Genomic DNA, 15,450 nt, shown 5'->3' with positions numbered 1-15,450 from the left:
ATTTTCGGCGATCGTCATCAGGGTATTTCGCGTCGTAAAGCAGACGCTTTGCACGTCGGCCTTGTGTCGTCGGGCAAAGGCCGCACGGTGTCGGCAACCGAACGCCTGTAAGTTTGGACCGTGAAAGCGCCGAGGTACTTCGCCCGTGCGGCTTTCGCCATCTCGGCATATGCATCGTGCGTCGTCGCCAGCGCCCTCTCCACCACCCTCAAAAAATCCGTCATATCGCCGGGCACGAACAGAAAACCGTCGACACCGTCGGTCACGATCTCCTGTAAACCGCCGGAAGCGGCGGCGATCACCGGTCGCCCGGATGCGAAGCTCTCAATCGCCACCCGTCCGAAGGGCTCGGGCAGAACCGACGGCACGACCACAAAATCGGCCCACGAAAAATGCACGCCAGGATCGCTCGTGAAGCCTTCAATTTCCACGGTTTGCACGCACGTTTTCGCAGTCTCGCGGAGCGTGTCCAACAATGCCTCGTAGCCCGGAAAAACGTCGCCAACAATACGCACCTGCACCGGCAACCGTCGCCCGAGCGTGGACAACGCATCGAGCACGAATTGTTGCCCTTTCCATAGATTGATACGACCGATGATCGCGAGCCGCCGCGTACGGTTTTGCGTCGGGTCGATAGGAGCAACAGGACCAGTGACGTCGACACCGTTGTGGATCACGTCACCCGGCAATGCGAATACCGCCGCCGTCGCCCGCGAGTTATAGATCAGCGAGGCGCCCGAGATCTTAAGCAAGGCCCTGAAAAATCCACACGCGAGCGAAGACGGAATTTCCCGCACATGCACGTAAGCACCCGCACGCTGTCCGCGCAGCGCGGCGATCGCGGCCACGCACACGACCGTATTCACATAGCAGATATGGTACGAGCGGAACATGCGCCGATATTCCAACCAGGCCCTGATCATGCGCCAGCACGTTTGCCATGGCCGCGCCTTCAGTTCCTTCTTGCGCAGTACGCCATTGGCGTTATAAATGATCCGGCTCGCATAACGCGCGACGTGATCGACGATGGGGCCAGACTCCGGCAACACCACGTCGATTACCGCATCCGGATGCCGTTCGCGCAAGGCGCACAACGCGGAGACGAAACTACGGTCCGATCCATAGAGTTCCGCACCCTGATGGACCATCACGATGGCAAGCGATGTATTCAACGAAACACCTCCGCAATCACGTCAAAGAAATTTCCGCGCGCGCGCGCACCTACTGACACGCGAAGGGCCTTCCACAGCACATAACATCGGATCGCCAGTACTTCGAAAGGATTACGGTCGAATACGCACAACCAGGACTGCCATAGCCATATCTGACGCTGCAGCGCCGCTCGCGGATCGGTCGTGCTGCGCAGTGCCGAATCGTGGCCGAGCAATGCTCCATGCAAATAGGCCCGTGCACCGTGCCGCGCAAGGTCGCGGCAGAAGCGGGTATCGACGCCGTAGAGGCGTAGCCGCTCGTCGAACGGCTGCGGTGCAAGTTGCGCGAGGAAGGAGCGATTGATGCACATGCCGCTCATCATCGCCGTGAAGTCGGTCGGCAACATGGCCTTCGTGGTGACACTGCGGAGTGCCTCACCCTTGATCCATCGTAAGCGTCCCGGACTGATCAGTTGCCCGTCGTGCCGGATGACAGGGACGAAGACGTCGACCCCGAGTTCAACCTTGCCCAGGCTGTCAACCAGCTCTTCGAAGAACGCTGCATCGATGCTGGAATCCTGGTCGAAGATCACCACATGCGGGCGTGTCGATTCGCGCACGAGCAAGTTGTACACCTTGGAGAGCGGTTCGTTCCCCGGAGACGCCTGATAGCGCCAGCGGAACGGCAGAAAATCCGGCTTCGGGGGCGCAGGGACCACTCGCGCGTTGTCCCAGATGTGCACTTCGACATCAATGCCGAGCGCCGCGAAATCAATGCGGCTCAACGTCACGAGCGTTTCGGCCACCTCGGGATCGCGCCGGTACAGGACGACGAAGATATCAAGCGCCGGCATCGTCGCCTCCACGCCGGCTGCCCACGACGCGTCCTGGAACGCCGGCGACAATGGAGAACGGCGGCACGTCGCGCGTAATCACCGAACCCGCGGCGATCACGCTGCCCTTGCCGATCGTCACCCCGCCGAGCACCGTGACGCGCGCGCCCAGCCAGCAGTCTTCCTCGATGTCGATCGGCATACGCGTGGTGCCCTGCGCTCGAATCGGCCGCGACAGGTCCTCGAAATTATGGTTTTCCGGATGCGCACTGAAGTATTGGCCGATGATCGTGTCCCGCCCGATCGATACACCACCCGAGCCGCCCACGCTTGAGTACTCGCCGATGCCGCAACGCTCGCCGATATGAATGTGGCGGCCCGGTCGTGCGACGTCCGTACCAACGACAAGCCGCGAGTACGCCCCGATGGTGGCGCGCGCGCCGACGCGCAGGCCGCCGCAACCCAAACCGCTAAGAATCGCTCCATCACCAATCGTGACGTAACGCCCGATTTCGATACGCCTTGCGAAACGCAGCCGCACGTTGCGCCCAACAAAGCATATGTCCGCACGCTTGCAGCGCAGCGATAGTATCGACCCGCGCAGCGCATTCCAACTCTGTTCCGCGAGATAGAGCAGAAGATCCATGCCCCCTACTTCGCTGGCGATCTGCTTGCCGGGCCGAACGTGCACCAATGCCCGGTTGACTATCTTTTTCAACATCGCATCGCCACTCAAAGTGCGCGCGCCGGCCACGCGAAGCGGCCGGCGCGCGTAATGGATCTTTTTGCCCGCTCAGGCCGTGGCTCGAGCAGCGTCGCGACCAATCGTGTAATAGACCCAGCCGGTCTGCTTCATCACGTGCGGGTCGTACAGATTACGTCCATCGAAAATCAACGTGTCGTTGAGCGCGACCTTCATCTGTTCGAAATCAGGGCTGCGAAATTCCTTCCATTCCGTGAGGATGACGAGCGCATCCGCGCCAACGAGCGCCTGATCGCGGTCTTGCGAGAAATCAACACGTGCGAAACTTTCGGCGTCGAGGTCATCGCTCAGGCAACGCCGGGCCTCCTCAAGGGCGACAGGGTCGTAGACGCTCAACGTAGCGCCGTGGCGCAGCAGATCGGCGATCAGGCGGCGGCTTGTCGCCTCCCGCATGTCGTCTGTGTTCGGCTTGAACGACAACCCCCACACGGCAAAGCGCGTGCCCCGCAGTGCGCCGCCGAAGTGCCTTCGTATCTTGTTGAAGAGCACCGTCTTCTGACGCTCGTTGACGAATTCGGCGGATGCAAGGATGTTCAACTCCATGTCGTAGTCACCGGCGGTTCGCATGAGCGCCTGTACATCCTTCGGGAAACACGAGCCACCGTATCCGCAGCCCGCATACAGAAAGCTGTAGCCGATGCGCGGATCGGAGCCGATGCCGCGGCGAACATTTTCGATGTCGGCGCCGACGCAGTCCGCCAGGTTGGCCATCTCGTTCATAAACGAGATGCGCGTGGCCAGCATCGCGTTCGCCGCATATTTGGTGAATTCGGCCGAGCGCACATCCATGAACAGCGTGCGCTGGTGGTTCCGGTTGAACGGTGCGTAGAGCTGCTCAAGCAGGCTTCGGGCACGTAAGCCCGAGACGTCCTCGTCGCAACCGATCACGATGCGATCAGGCCGCATAAAGTCCTCGATCGCGGCCCCTTCCTTGAGGAACTCGGGGTTCGATACGACCGCAAACGGCACGTCGACTTTGCGCGACGCCAGTTCTTCTGCAATCGCCGCGTGCACCTTGCCGGCTGTGCCGACGGGCACCGTCGATTTGTCGACGATGACTTTGAACCCGTTCATGTACTTGCCGATGTTCTTCGCGGCGGCGATCACGTATTGCAGATCGGCAGAACCGTCCTCGTCCGGTGGTGTGCCCACCGCGATGAACTGTATATCTCCGTGGGCGGATGCCTGCTCCACGTCAGTCGAGAACGCGAGCCGCCCCGCTTCGCGATTGCGGTCGATCACGTTCGCCAAACCTGGTTCGTAGATCGGCACCTGGCCGTTGTTAAGCATCGCGATCTTCGCTTCGTCGACGTCAAGACAGAGCACGTCGTTGCCCAGTTCTGCCAGACACGCGCCCGTGACGAGGCCGACGTATCCGGTTCCGATAATGGTGACTTTCATTGATCCGGGTAGCAGGAGTGAGAATAGGCGGCGTGGCGTCGACAAGTACGGCTGTACGCGCCACGATGGTTAATACTCGATCGGTGCCCATTCTTCACGAACCATCCGGTGAGGTGATTTATGTGGCGGATTTCGCCAACATAATTTCCGTATATCGCAAAGTCTCTCCCTCGAGCTGCCACGACACCTGCGCCGGCGGATGCTGTACTCATGACGAGCGCAAGGCATTGCACGCCTCATTGCCTACGTCGAGCCAGCTTTTATTCGCTTTAGCCAAAATTGGGACGTCTTCCGCCAGCGCTCTCCAGGCGCCGGTTGGCTCTCCTATGCTTAAGCCAGGTCATCCGCAAGATGATCTGCGGGGCTCGCGCAAGCGAGGCCTTTTCACCTCGGAATTAGGCCTGCCTCTTTCAGAGCGCAGGCTCCTTTTTTTTTGTTGCCATCTCATACAGCCGAACAGCTCATGCTTAAAGTTACCAAGGCGGTTTTTCCGGTAGCAGGTCTTGGCACCCGGTTCCTCCCTGCCACGAAGGCAAGCCCGAAGGAGATGCTGCCGATCGTCGACAAGCCGCTGATTCAATACGCGGTGGAAGAGGCAATGGCGGCCGGCATCACCGAAATGATCTTTGTCACGGGCCGCAGCAAGCGCGCGATCGAGGATCATTTCGATAAATCATACGAAGTCGAGGCCGAACTCCAGGCGCGTGGCAAGGACAAGCTGCTGGAACTGGTGCGCAGCATCAAACCGAGCCATGTGGACTGCTTCTACGTGCGTCAGCCGGAAGCGCTTGGCCTCGGCCACGCGGTGATGTGCGCTGAAAAACTGGTGGGCGACAACCCGTTCGCCGTCATCCTCGCGGACGACTTGCTGTACGGCAAGCCGCCCGTGATGACGCAGATGATCGGGGTGTTCGACCACTATCACAGCTCGGTGATCGGCGTCGAAGAGATCCCGCACTCGGAAACGAAGTCGTACGGTATCGTCGACGGCAAGAAGTGGGAAGACTCGATCATCAAGATGTCGGGCATCGTCGAAAAGCCGGAGCCGAGTGTGGCGCCGTCGAATCTCGGCGTGGTGGGCCGCTACGTGCTGAAGCCGCGTATTTTCGAACATCTGCGCGCGCTGAAGCCGGGCGCGGGCGGCGAATTGCAACTGACGGACGCGATTCAGTCGCTGCTCGCCGACGAACAGGTGCTGGCGTACAAGTATCACGGCACGCGTTTCGACTGCGGCAGCAAGCTGGGTTACCTGAAAGCGACGGTCGAGTTCGCGCTGCGTCACCCGGAAGTAGCCGCCGACTTTGAAGAGTACCTGGTTGAGCGCTCGCCAGTGCTTGCGGGCTGAGCGACTGGTCATCGCGGATACGGCCAATGCGACCGCGGGTCTTGCAAGGAAGGGAGTGTGCGATCGTTTGACGGGCGGTGACTCTTGACTATATCGGCCAAGATTATGGTTCATTCAGCCGTGCTTTCATTGCGCTAGTACGGCTTCGGTAATATCAAAACCTGTCGGCTCGTTCCTGAATGTCGAAGAACGACCGCCCCAAGCAGTTGGCCATCCGATCGCAAAGTTCGAACGGACGGCTTCCAATTTCAGGCGGCTTAACGTAGCGCGTGCACAGGAAGTTATGGGCGAGTTTATTCCAGAGTATCTGCTCCGCGAACAGGCGGCTGTGGGTGCGCTCGTGTTATTCGGCGTTCTGCGCATTGTCGCCGCCGCCGTCGCCTTCGAGAAGGGTTGGCGCATATCCGTCGTGCAAACCTGTTGCATTGCGATCGCGGTGCTTTACAGCCTGCCCCAGCTATTTGATCTGTTCGTGAACCTGTATGGAATGCGGGCCGCGGCTGCGGCCGCGGAGCTTGAGGGTAAGGCAGCGGGCTCTGCGATTGCGCTTTTTTTCGCACCTATTCTGAGCCACAGGCTCGGCTACGAATAGTTGCCCTTCACGTATTGGACAAAGATTTTTTGGTGAGCGACCGGTCCAGCTCCGCTGAGAGCCTGGACCGGATTGGTAGCCCGATCTCCTCCTTCCGCGCGCGCACGTTATTTCGTTGTGGTTCCCGTGCCACCGGTGCCACCCGTTCCGCCGGTTGCTCCACCGCCGCTGCCTCCGCCGGAGATCGGCGCTGCCGCCCCCGCCGCTATCGCAGCGGCCGTCAACGACGCCGCCGGCTGACCATTCGCGGTAATTGCGCCAGCAGTCTGCAAAGTGTCCAGATCCGCATCCGCACCGGGCTGCCCTGGCGTGAACGAAACCGTCAGGAACGAGGAAGAAGAAAGCGTGATCCCATAGGTGTTCTTGATCAGCGTCACAACTGCCGCCTGAGCATTCGCAATCACCGTGCTATTCGACAGGGCGCTCTGATACGACGGATTAGAAGTAATCCCCGCGAGCAACCCACTAACCGTCGTGCCCAACTGCCCCGCAAGGTAGTCCAGCAGCAACTCTGTCAACGGCGTCACGTTGTACGTACCCGCACCGGCCGCAAACGAATGAATCGTGATCGCGCCGCCGGTCGCCGTAATCGCACACGGTCCGTCAAACTTGAAGGTCGCCGAATACGCGCCGCTTGCGTTAGCCGTCGCACTACCCGTGCCGTTCTTGCAAGTCAGGACAATGCTTGCGTTTGCCATTGCTACACCCACCGCGGCCGTACCACTCACCGTCGCGCCCGGCGAGTCGCCGCTGCCACCGCATGCGACCAGCGCACTGGTCGCAAGCACTATCGATCCGAACTGCAGCGTGCGCAGCGTGGCGCCGTTTAGAAGCTTCATCGCCTATCTCCAAAGAAATTCATTCACAATTGATCGGCACCAGCGCCCGTCCGTCGCTTACACCCTGCAAACCGTTTCCGCAGGCGCCATGTGAAAGCGCCGCGCCCGTCGATACAGCGGGCACACTCACTTGCGGCTTCGGCTTCGTTCCGTCACTACCAGGCCTTCCGTAACGCAGATACGCATCACGCATCCGGTAAAGCTGGGTCGAGAAGTACTCACCGCTAAAGCGGCCCTGATTCAGCAAGAACTGCTGCGTGCTGTACGGGAAGGTCATGTTCTCCGCTCCATTGGCCGACAGATAATTCGTCGATCCCACCCGCGTGCGGAAATCAAGCCCGAACTCTTCGGAGCCATACACCTGACTGATCCCCGGCTTCATCCCCTGACGCAACGTCAGCGGGAAGCTGATTGCGGCGCCCACAAACGTGCCCTGCCCGCTATGTTCGCCATGCACGCTCACCGAAACGTCGTCGAACCAGCGCGTCAGCGTCGCGACCGGCCCCTTGTCTCCACCCACAAAGCGCGCCACGCCCGCTTCGATCCACAGCTTCCAGGACGGCTGCACCCAGCGGTACGTCAGCTCGGCATTCTTCACGCTCGGCAATTCGTCATGGCCGGGCTCATGGTGCAAATAGGCAAGCCGCAAGCGGATCAGGTCGGGACGGCCCGGCACGAACACCGTTGTTTCGTTTTGCACACCCACGTACGAGTAATCGAACTTGCCGACCGATGCCACGTTGAACACTTGCGGCACGATCCAGAAGCTTTGTGCCAATGCGACCGCATTCAGGCCGCCGCGCAGGCGGTAATTGCTGAACACGCGGCCGTCGTCCATGTTCTTCGTGTTGTAGATCGGCGCGATGTAACTCGCGTACAGCTCCGCGCCGCGCCACAACGGCACGAACCCTTCAATGTTGGCGCCGAGCGAAATGTCGAAGTTGCCGTACTCGGTGCCGTACAGGTAACTGACGATTGGTTCGATCTGAATCCGCGTCAGCCCATGCGTATGCTCGTTGCCATGCCATGCGATCGAATCCGCGTCGTAAGTCGGACGCGCGCGCATCGTCATTGATGCGCTTGCGGCCGTCGGCGCGCCACCCGCAACGAACTGCGCAAACGCATCGCGATCGACAATGACTTCGCCTAACGGCTCATTGGCCTTCTTGATCACCACGTGAATCTTGTCCGTCCCGTGCGGCGCATTCACGCTTGCCACGCCAAGCACAATGCCGAGCGCGTCGGCTTCGTTCTGGTTGTAGCGGTGGTTCTCGTACTCGACCACCAGATCGCGACCGCTCATCCCGACACGCACACGCTCGAGGCCGGCGGCAAAGAGTTGCGCGGCGATTTCGTCGAGCGCGGAGGTGTCCAGCGCTTCCGGAATAGCGGGCGACTGCGCATCCGACGATTTGGCCGCCGTCACATCACTCAGCATCACCGACGCATACGACTGCAGTGGCGGCACATACGTAATCGGTGCCGTGGCCAGCGCATTGTTGTTGGCTGTGGCGGCACGCATGTCCACCGGTTGCAGGCTGGCGAGACGGATCGGACCGTCATCGTCGGCGTCCGCAGTCTGCGCGACCGGCACCTGTGGGCCCTCGCACAAACCGTCTGCACACCGCGCACTGCTAAAGCGTTTGCCCAGCGGAATCTGAATGCCCACCGAAAACGACGTGCGCGGCGACACACCGTCCGTCGAACGGATCGAACGCATGAACGTGCCGATCACGTTCGCATCGGCCAGCCAGCTAATCCGCGGAGACTGATAGCGCACGCCGGCGTAAGGCGTCTTCGAATCGTCTTCTGCAAGCAGCGACAAGCCCGTGTTCCACAGCGAGACCTGCACGCCGCCGAACAAACCATCGAGGCGATCGCCCTGTCCGTAACCGGCGGTCAACGTCACCGGTCCAAATGCCTGCGACACCACGCCGTACTTCGAACGGAAGAAATGCGTCTGGCCGCCAATGTCGCTAATGCCGAATGCAATGCTCGGCTGATACTTGAAGAACTTCGGTACTTCGAGCTTAATGTCCGCCATCAGGTGACGAACTACGAAATGCTCCTCGTGCGCAAGCGGGACCCCAACATTCGCTGGATAGTTTGCCAGTCCGCCTGCCAGCTCGACATACGGAAACAAGCCGACGGCACCCCAGTAGATCTGCGATCCAGTCGCCGTCTTCCCGTACCGCGGGTCGATGAAATCGTTGTACTGCACTTCGCCGACACCTCGAGGCAAGGCGAATCCATATGGAATGACCAGACCGCCGGCCTGACCCAGCGCGTTCAGCGCTGGCTCTACCGCATGCGCCGGGGTCGAAAACGTCAGAGCGGCAGCTAACGCCAACGTCTTACGTATTCCTATTTGATCCTGTCCAAACAAGTTTCCGCTCATTGTCTATAGTTGTTGGTATTAGAACGCACAGCGGTGGATGGAACCGTTCTCGACCGTCACCGCAACTCGTCTTCGCAATGCGGCGATCAATTCAATTAATAGATATGCAAACCGAATTAATACTGATGGCAATGGCTACATTTTTAGTGGCTGTACGGCGTGCCGCGGCAACTACTAAATAGCAACCCCAAGGAAAGTCGTGCGGGAAAGTGTCTTCTGGTTGCCGTTCATCATACATAGTCCGCTTCACCGGAAATGGCGCTGACGGAAAAAGCTAACATGTTGGCGGATTACTACATTTATGCATTCCATGCAGAGGACCGGAGACGACCCCAAGCGGACTAACAGCGTTCCCGTTCACGCTCGTTCAACGTGGCCTTCCAGCCAACTGCGGGCGGCAGCAGTCGGCCAGGGAGGCAATCTACGCGGAAGCAAGGGACTTAGTCATCGGCACGCAAGCCAATTCCAGTCCGCGCGACGTGCGGTACGTCGAAACCGAATCTCCCGACCAACCACAATGGCGATAGAACGGCGCCGCGTTCAGCGTGGCGTCGAGTCGCATCGAGGCCAGTCCGTGATCGCGAGCTAACGCTTCGAGCAATGCCAGCATCTCGCGTCCGATACCGCGCCCCATGTGAGACGGCCGGATGAAAATGGCGTCCACTTGCCCGCTTGCGACGGTAAGCATCCCTGTGGCGACGACCAGTCCTTCATCGACGGCAACGTAAAAATCGCGTTCGACAACGCTGGCCCATTTGTCGGTCGGCGCGCCATCGACCCACGCCGATAGGGATGCTTCGGGATAGTATCCAGCGCACGCAGCATGCACCGAGGTTTTGCGGATATCCCAGGCGTCGGGCACATCGCCGCGACTCGCTTTTCGTATCGTCAGCATGCCGCGCTCCTCAGCGCGATCTGCCAGGTCGAGAAGTCGGGAAGATTCAGAAGATCGGAAACACGTACTCTGTGATGCATGCAATCACTCCTATTTGCGCCAATACAAATCGGAGCGACTGAAAAGACACGGCCCCGTCGTGACTGGCGGGGCCGTTGAGGAAATCTATGTGCGATGTATGAACGTCACGATTCCCACGACTCGCCAGTGGCTGTCATGGTGCACATCATGAAATTGCGCGCCTCGTAGTTCATAAAAGGAGATTGCCGTTCTAGAGCGTAGCTGTCAATAGTGATGTAGAAATTGAATGATGCAGGGTGTCGTCGCCAGACTCTCAAATTGGCCGAGGGCGCCCCGGCAGGTCAGATCGGGTAGTGCTGCGGTCCGGACTGGATCGTGATCCAGCGCAGCTCAGTAAACTCATTGATTGCCGCGTTGCCGCCGAAGCGTCCATAGCCGCTCGCCTTGACGCCACCAAACGGCATCTGCGCTTCGTCATGGACGGTCGGCCCGTTGATGTGGCAAATGCCGGATTCGATCCTGTGTGCAACCGCTAGTGCGCGCTGTACGTCACGCCCGAAGACGGATGCGCACAGACCGTACTCCGTGTCGTTTGCCAGAGAGACGGCCTCTTCAACGTTGCTGAAACGCGTAATAGCCGCAACTGGTCCGAACGACTCTTCACTGTAAAGACGCATGGCCGGGGTTACGCGATCGATGACGGTCGCCTGCATGATGCTGTTGCGCGCACCACCGCCTACCACCAGCGTAGCGCCTTGTGCGACTGCGTCGTCCACGAGCGCCCTGACGCGTGCAGCAGCGTCGGCGCCGATCATCGAGCCCAGCGCGTAACTGTCGTCCGTTGGCAATCCAGCCTTGAGCGATGCGGCTTTTGAGCCGAGTTTGTCGACAAACTCGCTTGCTACATTGGCGTGGACGATGATGCGTTCGGTCGACATGCAGATCTGCCCCTGGTTGAAGAAAGCCCCAAACGCGGCGGCTTTGACGGCTTCGTCGATATCGGCATCGTCGAGCACAACAAAGGGCGCTTTGCCTCCGAGTTCCAGCAGACACGGCTTGAGATGACGCGCGCTGAATTCGGCGATCAACCGACCCACGCGAGTTGAGCCGGTGAAATTGATCCGGCGCACCGCACGATGCGCGATCAATGCCTCCACGATTGCTGCGGCGTCATCTGAAAGCGTCGCAAAGCAATTCGCTGAAGTCGTTCGGCGAGAGTGGGCCGAGTACGATCTCGTGCACCGTCGTCCCGGCCTTGCGAATCGAACCGAGCGTCCCCATCAGTGGATGCCCGCGCCCGACTTCGTTGTCACGATACGCGCCGATCAACAGCAGGTGGCGCGTGTCCAGATGCGTTATCAGATATTCGACCATGGTCAAGGTGGCCGGATCGAGCCACTGCAGGTCATCGACGAAAATGACGAGCGGATGCTCGGCGCGCGCGAACACGCCGACAAACTTTTGAAAGACCGATTGAAACCGCAACTGGGTTTCCAGTGGCGAGAGTACGGCAACCGGGGGCTGCGGCCCGATCAAGCTCGCGAGTTCAGGAATCAGATCGGTCAGCAACCGCCCATGCTGGCCAACGGCTTCTTCGATCGCGCCGCGCCAACGCGCAGCGTCGGTATCTTGACCGTTCAGGATTTGTCGGATCAATTCCGCAAATGCCTGGGCCAACGTGGAGTATGGGATGTCCCTCAGGCGCAGGTCGAACTTTCCCGAGATGAAGATACCCCGAGGCAGCACGATCACCTTGTGCAACTCGTTGACGACGGAGGATTTGCCAATCCCCGAGTAGCCGGAGACAAGGACGAGTTCCGGCGTGCCTTGCGTTACGACGCGCTCGAAGGCATCCAGAAGCGTCGTGATATCAATGTCGCGCCCGTAGAGCTTCTCGGGGATCAAAAGCTGCCGCGTCGTATCGTGCGTTCCGAGCGGGAAAGGATCGATCTGATGAACGGCTTCCCACTCCGCCAGGCATCTTCTGAGGTCCCACTCCAGACCGCTTGCGGTTTGATAGCGATCCTCGGCGGGTTTCGACAGAAGTTTCATCACGATTGCCGAGAGCGCGGCAGGGATGCCTTTGGCGCGCGCACCCGGCGCAGCGGGCTGCCTCGCAATGTGGCAGTGCACCCATTCCAGGGGATCCAGCGCAGTGAAAGGGAGGGTCCCGGTCAACATCTCGTATAGCGTCACCCCTAGCGCGTATAAATCGCTGCGCGAATCGATCGACCGGTTCATCCGTCCGGTCTGCTCCGGAGCCATATACGCGAGGGTTCCTGCGATCAGCTCGGGATGTTCCGGCCTCTGGCGTTCACGCGGAAGTCGTGAGGCGATGCCGAAGCCGGTGAGCCTGACTTTGCCCGTTGCATCGTTCACCAGGATATGAGCCGGCTTGATGTCCTTATGGATGAGACCGCGCTGATGGGCCTGGCCCAACACAGTGACGATGCCGATGGCGAGCTGCAGGAAGCGTTCCAACTGAAGGGGGGCGCCGAGCAGCCGGTCGAGCGGCTCACCGCCCGGATCCTCAAGCACCAGCAGCGTCCCACCGCCTTCGTGCACCAGCTCCAGCGGTCGCACCGCCCACGCGCCATCGAGTTCATCCTTCAGCTCGAATTCGTGAGCGAGCCGATCGAGGCTGGCAGCTGAAGGTACCTCGACGGCGGGCCGCGCAATGAGTAGTAGTGTCTCGTCGCCGCCATCGGCCGGCCGACGTGCCCGGCTGAAGACGCGCTCGCCATCCTCCCACAAGGTCTGGAGGCTGTTACACATCTCGCCGTAATCATGGGTAGCCATTTGCCGCCCCCCGTCATCTCGCCAGAATACACCCGACGACTTATGAAGGCGGAGCCCGGTCTTTGACGAGAAATGGGTCCTGCGCGACACAATTCGCATCCCGCATCCCGCGGCCAGCGGACCTCGGCTGGTGACCGTTTACGCTGACTCCGAGTCACCCACGTCGTAAGGATCCGGGACGCTCATCCAGTCCGGCTCAACGTCGCTCAACTCAACGTGGTGTGTTCGCGGATGAATCTCGATCGCCTCAATCTGCGAACGTGGTGGTGACGTTCCAGAAACCAACTGCAGGGCCCGACCGGGTTGACCTGTGCCGCACTCGGACCAACGACCTTCGGACGACCTCGCCGATCGAACATCGGTCCTTGCTCCGCCAGTTTCGGACTTGAAACAGCGACGAGTGCTGCCGCGACGCGTTCGGGCGTAGATGGAGGATACTTGCGTAGCAGCAAGCCAACGCATCCAGCCAGGATTCTGCACATGAAGACACTTTCTCTACTGACTCTTTGCGCTGCGTTGTTCTCGTTCGGCGGCGCGGCGTATGCGCAAGTCGACCAATCGGAGCCTCAGCTTCTGATCAAGACCGCGACGCAACAGGTACTCGACGAGGTGCGCGCCCGAGCGATCGCGCCAGACGATATTCCCCGCATCATGGATATCGTAAACCGGGACATTCTTCCCTACACCGATTTTCGCCGCACCACGTCACTGGCGATGGGCCGTTACTGGCGGACGACTACGCCCGCGCAGCAGCAGCAACTCGTCGAACAGTTCAAGATGCTCCTGATTCACACATATTCGGGTGCTATCGGTCAGCTCCGTCCAGACCAGCGGATCGACTACCCGCCGATACACATCGCTCCAACCGATACGGACGTGGTGGTGCGCACGATTGCAACCAGGAACGGTGAACCAGCAGAGATCGATTACCGGCTGTACCGCACGTCGCAGGGCTGGCGGTTGTATGACCTGAATGTACTCGGCGTCTGGCTAATCCAGACATATCGGCAGCAGTTCAGTGACAAGATCCAGGAAAGCGGCGTTGATGGTTTGATCAAGTTTCTCGCTGAGCGCAACCAGCAGCTCGCTTCGGGCAAGCAATAAGTGACCGCTGGGTATGATGGCGACGGACGCTTACAGCAGAATGTCGGTCGCGCAATGGACGTTTCGCGGACGTGCCCGAAAGTGGTTTGAGCGGCGCCCGCGAGAGTATGGAGCCGGCGGAAATTCCCGCGAGCTGTGAAAGGTCTGGACCCGGCCAGTAGCTGTCGTTGGCTGCGTCGGTGACGTCGCCATTCGAGCGACGGTTCGGCTCATGAAGCGGCCATTAACTTGGCTTCGTTCCGCGTGGCGGTATTGGGTCGAGGGTGTGTGAAAACCCACGTCAAGCGGGCCGATCGAAAAACTCGACCTTCAGATCGCGCTGTGTTGGCTTCGTGACGACTCGGGAAGGATGAAGCGACACCGGGCCAATATCGAGCAGAGCACGGTCTTCACTCAGCCATGCAAGTGCTTTCCCCGGCAAAGGCGTCGCCGTTGAGAACATAACATTCTTGTTCTCAAGGCGCGCCAGTGCAGTCAAAGGATGCGGTTGGACTCAAACATTAATGTCCTTCTTCTTCCACTGTCAAATTGTTCTTGACCGACGTAACTCCAGGAACACTCTCAGCAACTTTCCCTGCGAGATCTATCTGCGCCTGATCTGGAACCATTCCTACAAGCGTAATCTTGCCGCTACGAGCGATGGCGTGAAGATCAGGCGTCTCCAAGCCCTTTTGCTTGTACAGCGCCGTCTGAACTCGCTTCGCCAACTCCCTATTTGCTGCTCTAATCGACGAACGAGAGGGAGCTGTTGCTGAAGTTGCCGCAGCCGTCTCTTGTGCATTAACAACGGGCACGATCGCAACAATGGCGCTGACGGCGATCGCTGTGGCAACGTAGGTCTTCATGGATTTCATCTCTTCTCCTTCAGGTGGGTAGCAAAACTGGGTGGGAGAGACTCGAAAAGATCGCTGGTCAATCAAAGTGCGGCGAAATATGAGCACCCCGACGTTGATGACCAGCGGCCACGACGTTCGGCAATTGAATTGTAGACTTTTCCTCGTCGGATGCGCACTTCAAGCGCGTCTAGAACCGCTGGAGAGTCCTTTCCGCCGGACCTTCGACTAGTAGGTCAGGGCCAACCCTTTGTGTGAATGAGGGTAAGGGAACCCGATGACTCGTCGTTCGGCGTGCCTAGGCGCACGGCCGCTGTCAATTGGAAGCCGCCGTTGACTTCGGACGGACTCGAAGGGCCGTTGAGGGTCGCCTCCGGTCCTTGGCGTTTTCGGAGTCTGGTTTTCGATTCACAACGCCCGACAGATCCTATGAGCAGGGGACGTCGACGAACTGATACGTAAAATCAGCGTGTCGA

At 59.6% G+C, this 15,450-nt stretch carries 12 protein-coding genes and 1 pseudogene; 3 read left to right on the top strand and 10 right to left on the bottom strand.

The genetic code is table 11. From position 1 onward, the window contains the following. Window positions 1-17: 17 nt before the first annotated feature. The 4 genes from M0D67_RS31250 to M0D67_RS31235 form a co-directional block, all read right to left on the bottom strand. Window positions 18-1,172 carry a glycosyltransferase family 4 protein gene (locus tag M0D67_RS31250; RefSeq protein WP_266240883.1) on the bottom strand — a complete coding sequence of 385 codons (1,155 nt, stop codon included), beginning with the start codon at window positions 1,170-1,172 and terminating at the stop codon, window positions 18-20. Then, window positions 1,169-2,005, bottom strand: a complete 837-nt coding sequence (locus M0D67_RS31245) for a hypothetical protein (protein ID WP_266240882.1) — start codon at window positions 2,003-2,005, stop codon at window positions 1,169-1,171. The genes M0D67_RS31250 and M0D67_RS31245 overlap by 4 nt, the downstream gene beginning before the upstream one ends. Then, complete coding sequence (locus M0D67_RS31240) at window positions 1,992-2,705, bottom strand: DapH/DapD/GlmU-related protein (protein ID WP_302273676.1); 714 nt, start codon at window positions 2,703-2,705, stop codon at window positions 1,992-1,994. The genes M0D67_RS31245 and M0D67_RS31240 overlap by 14 nt, the downstream gene beginning before the upstream one ends. A gap of 72 nt (window positions 2,706-2,777) precedes the next feature. Further along, the gene (locus M0D67_RS31235) at window positions 2,778-4,148 is read right to left on the bottom strand and encodes a UDP-glucose/GDP-mannose dehydrogenase family protein (RefSeq protein ID WP_266240881.1); all 1,371 of its coding nucleotides are present in this window, start codon (window positions 4,146-4,148) and stop codon (window positions 2,778-2,780) included. A 463-nt stretch (window positions 4,149-4,611) separates the two neighbouring features. Between M0D67_RS31235 and galU the strand changes: the two genes are divergently transcribed. Together galU and M0D67_RS31225 are read left to right on the top strand one after the other, a co-directional pair. Then, entirely contained in the window at window positions 4,612-5,493 is an 882-nt protein-coding gene (gene galU / locus M0D67_RS31230; protein ID WP_266240880.1) for a UTP--glucose-1-phosphate uridylyltransferase GalU, read from the top strand. 283 nt (window positions 5,494-5,776) lie between these two features. Further along, on the top strand, window positions 5,777-6,085 hold the full coding sequence (locus M0D67_RS31225) for a hypothetical protein (protein ID WP_266240879.1): 309 nt from the start codon (window positions 5,777-5,779) through the stop codon (window positions 6,083-6,085). Window positions 6,086-6,192: 107 nt separating this feature from the next. Here M0D67_RS31225 and M0D67_RS31220 read toward each other — a convergent pair whose 3' ends face one another. From M0D67_RS31220 to M0D67_RS31200, 5 genes and pseudogenes are all read right to left on the bottom strand, one after another. Continuing rightward, entirely contained in the window at window positions 6,193-6,924 is a 732-nt protein-coding gene (locus tag M0D67_RS31220; protein ID WP_266240878.1) for a carboxypeptidase regulatory-like domain-containing protein, read from the bottom strand. A gap of 19 nt (window positions 6,925-6,943) precedes the next feature. Next, window positions 6,944-9,322: a YjbH domain-containing protein gene (locus tag M0D67_RS31215; RefSeq protein WP_308112619.1), complete on the bottom strand. Its 2,379-nt coding sequence runs from the start codon at window positions 9,320-9,322 to the stop codon at window positions 6,944-6,946. Between the two features lie 421 nt (window positions 9,323-9,743). Further along, window positions 9,744-10,217, bottom strand: a complete 474-nt coding sequence (locus M0D67_RS31210) for a GNAT family N-acetyltransferase (protein WP_266240876.1) — start codon at window positions 10,215-10,217, stop codon at window positions 9,744-9,746. 362 nt (window positions 10,218-10,579) lie between these two features. Beyond that, window positions 10,580-11,410: pseudogene (locus M0D67_RS31205) on the bottom strand (aldehyde dehydrogenase family protein); the annotation flags it as partial. Continuing rightward, window positions 11,409-13,037 carry an AAA family ATPase gene (locus M0D67_RS31200; RefSeq protein WP_266240875.1) on the bottom strand — a complete coding sequence of 543 codons (1,629 nt, stop codon included), beginning with the start codon at window positions 13,035-13,037 and terminating at the stop codon, window positions 11,409-11,411. The gene M0D67_RS31200 and the pseudogene M0D67_RS31205, both read right to left, overlap by 2 nt. 480 nt (window positions 13,038-13,517) lie before the next feature. Between M0D67_RS31200 and M0D67_RS31195 the strand changes: the two genes are divergently transcribed. After that, window positions 13,518-14,141: a phospholipid-binding protein MlaC gene (locus M0D67_RS31195; RefSeq protein WP_154558278.1), complete on the top strand. Its 624-nt coding sequence runs from the start codon at window positions 13,518-13,520 to the stop codon at window positions 14,139-14,141. A 500-nt stretch (window positions 14,142-14,641) separates the two neighbouring features. Here the strand turns inward: M0D67_RS31195 and M0D67_RS31190 are convergent, their stop codons facing one another. Continuing rightward, a complete protein-coding gene (locus tag M0D67_RS31190) occupies window positions 14,642-14,995 on the bottom strand; it encodes a BON domain-containing protein (RefSeq protein ID WP_266240874.1) in 354 nt (117 codons plus the stop codon). Between the last annotated feature and the right edge of the window lie 455 nt (window positions 14,996-15,450).

Origin of the sequence: Paraburkholderia sp. SECH4, from assembly GCF_030511745.1 — a bacterium.
GTDB lineage: Bacteria > Pseudomonadota > Gammaproteobacteria > Burkholderiales > Burkholderiaceae > Paraburkholderia > Paraburkholderia madseniana.
The sequence above is the reverse complement of the archived record's forward strand: the minus strand, read 5'-3'. Positions and strand labels throughout refer to the sequence as shown.

What these genes read in the sequence shown, in the direction of transcription:
- M0D67_RS31190 (WP_266240874.1), bottom strand. Translation starts at nt 14,995, where the DNA reads ATGAAATCCATGAAGACCTACGTTGCCACAGCGATCGCCGTCAGCGCC.
- M0D67_RS31235 (WP_266240881.1), bottom strand. Translation starts at nt 4,148, where the DNA reads ATGAAAGTCACCATTATCGGAACCGGATACGTCGGCCTCGTCACGGGC.
- M0D67_RS31220 (WP_266240878.1), bottom strand. Translation starts at nt 6,924, where the DNA reads ATGAAGCTTCTAAACGGCGCCACGCTGCGCACGCTGCAGTTCGGATCG.
- M0D67_RS31245 (WP_266240882.1), bottom strand. Translation starts at nt 2,005, where the DNA reads ATGCCGGCGCTTGATATCTTCGTCGTCCTGTACCGGCGCGATCCCGAG.
- M0D67_RS31210 (WP_266240876.1), bottom strand. Translation starts at nt 10,217, where the DNA reads ATGCTGACGATACGAAAAGCGAGTCGCGGCGATGTGCCCGACGCCTGG.
- M0D67_RS31240 (WP_302273676.1), bottom strand. Translation starts at nt 2,705, where the DNA reads ATGTTGAAAAAGATAGTCAACCGGGCATTGGTGCACGTTCGGCCCGGC.
- galU (WP_266240880.1), top strand. Translation starts at nt 4,612, where the DNA reads ATGCTTAAAGTTACCAAGGCGGTTTTTCCGGTAGCAGGTCTTGGCACC.
- M0D67_RS31195 (WP_154558278.1), top strand. Translation starts at nt 13,518, where the DNA reads ATGAAGACACTTTCTCTACTGACTCTTTGCGCTGCGTTGTTCTCGTTC.
- M0D67_RS31215 (WP_308112619.1), bottom strand. Translation starts at nt 9,322, where the DNA reads ATGAGCGGAAACTTGTTTGGACAGGATCAAATAGGAATACGTAAGACG.
- M0D67_RS31200 (WP_266240875.1), bottom strand. Translation starts at nt 13,037, where the DNA reads ATGGCTACCCATGATTACGGCGAGATGTGTAACAGCCTCCAGACCTTG.
- M0D67_RS31225 (WP_266240879.1), top strand. Translation starts at nt 5,777, where the DNA reads ATGGGCGAGTTTATTCCAGAGTATCTGCTCCGCGAACAGGCGGCTGTG.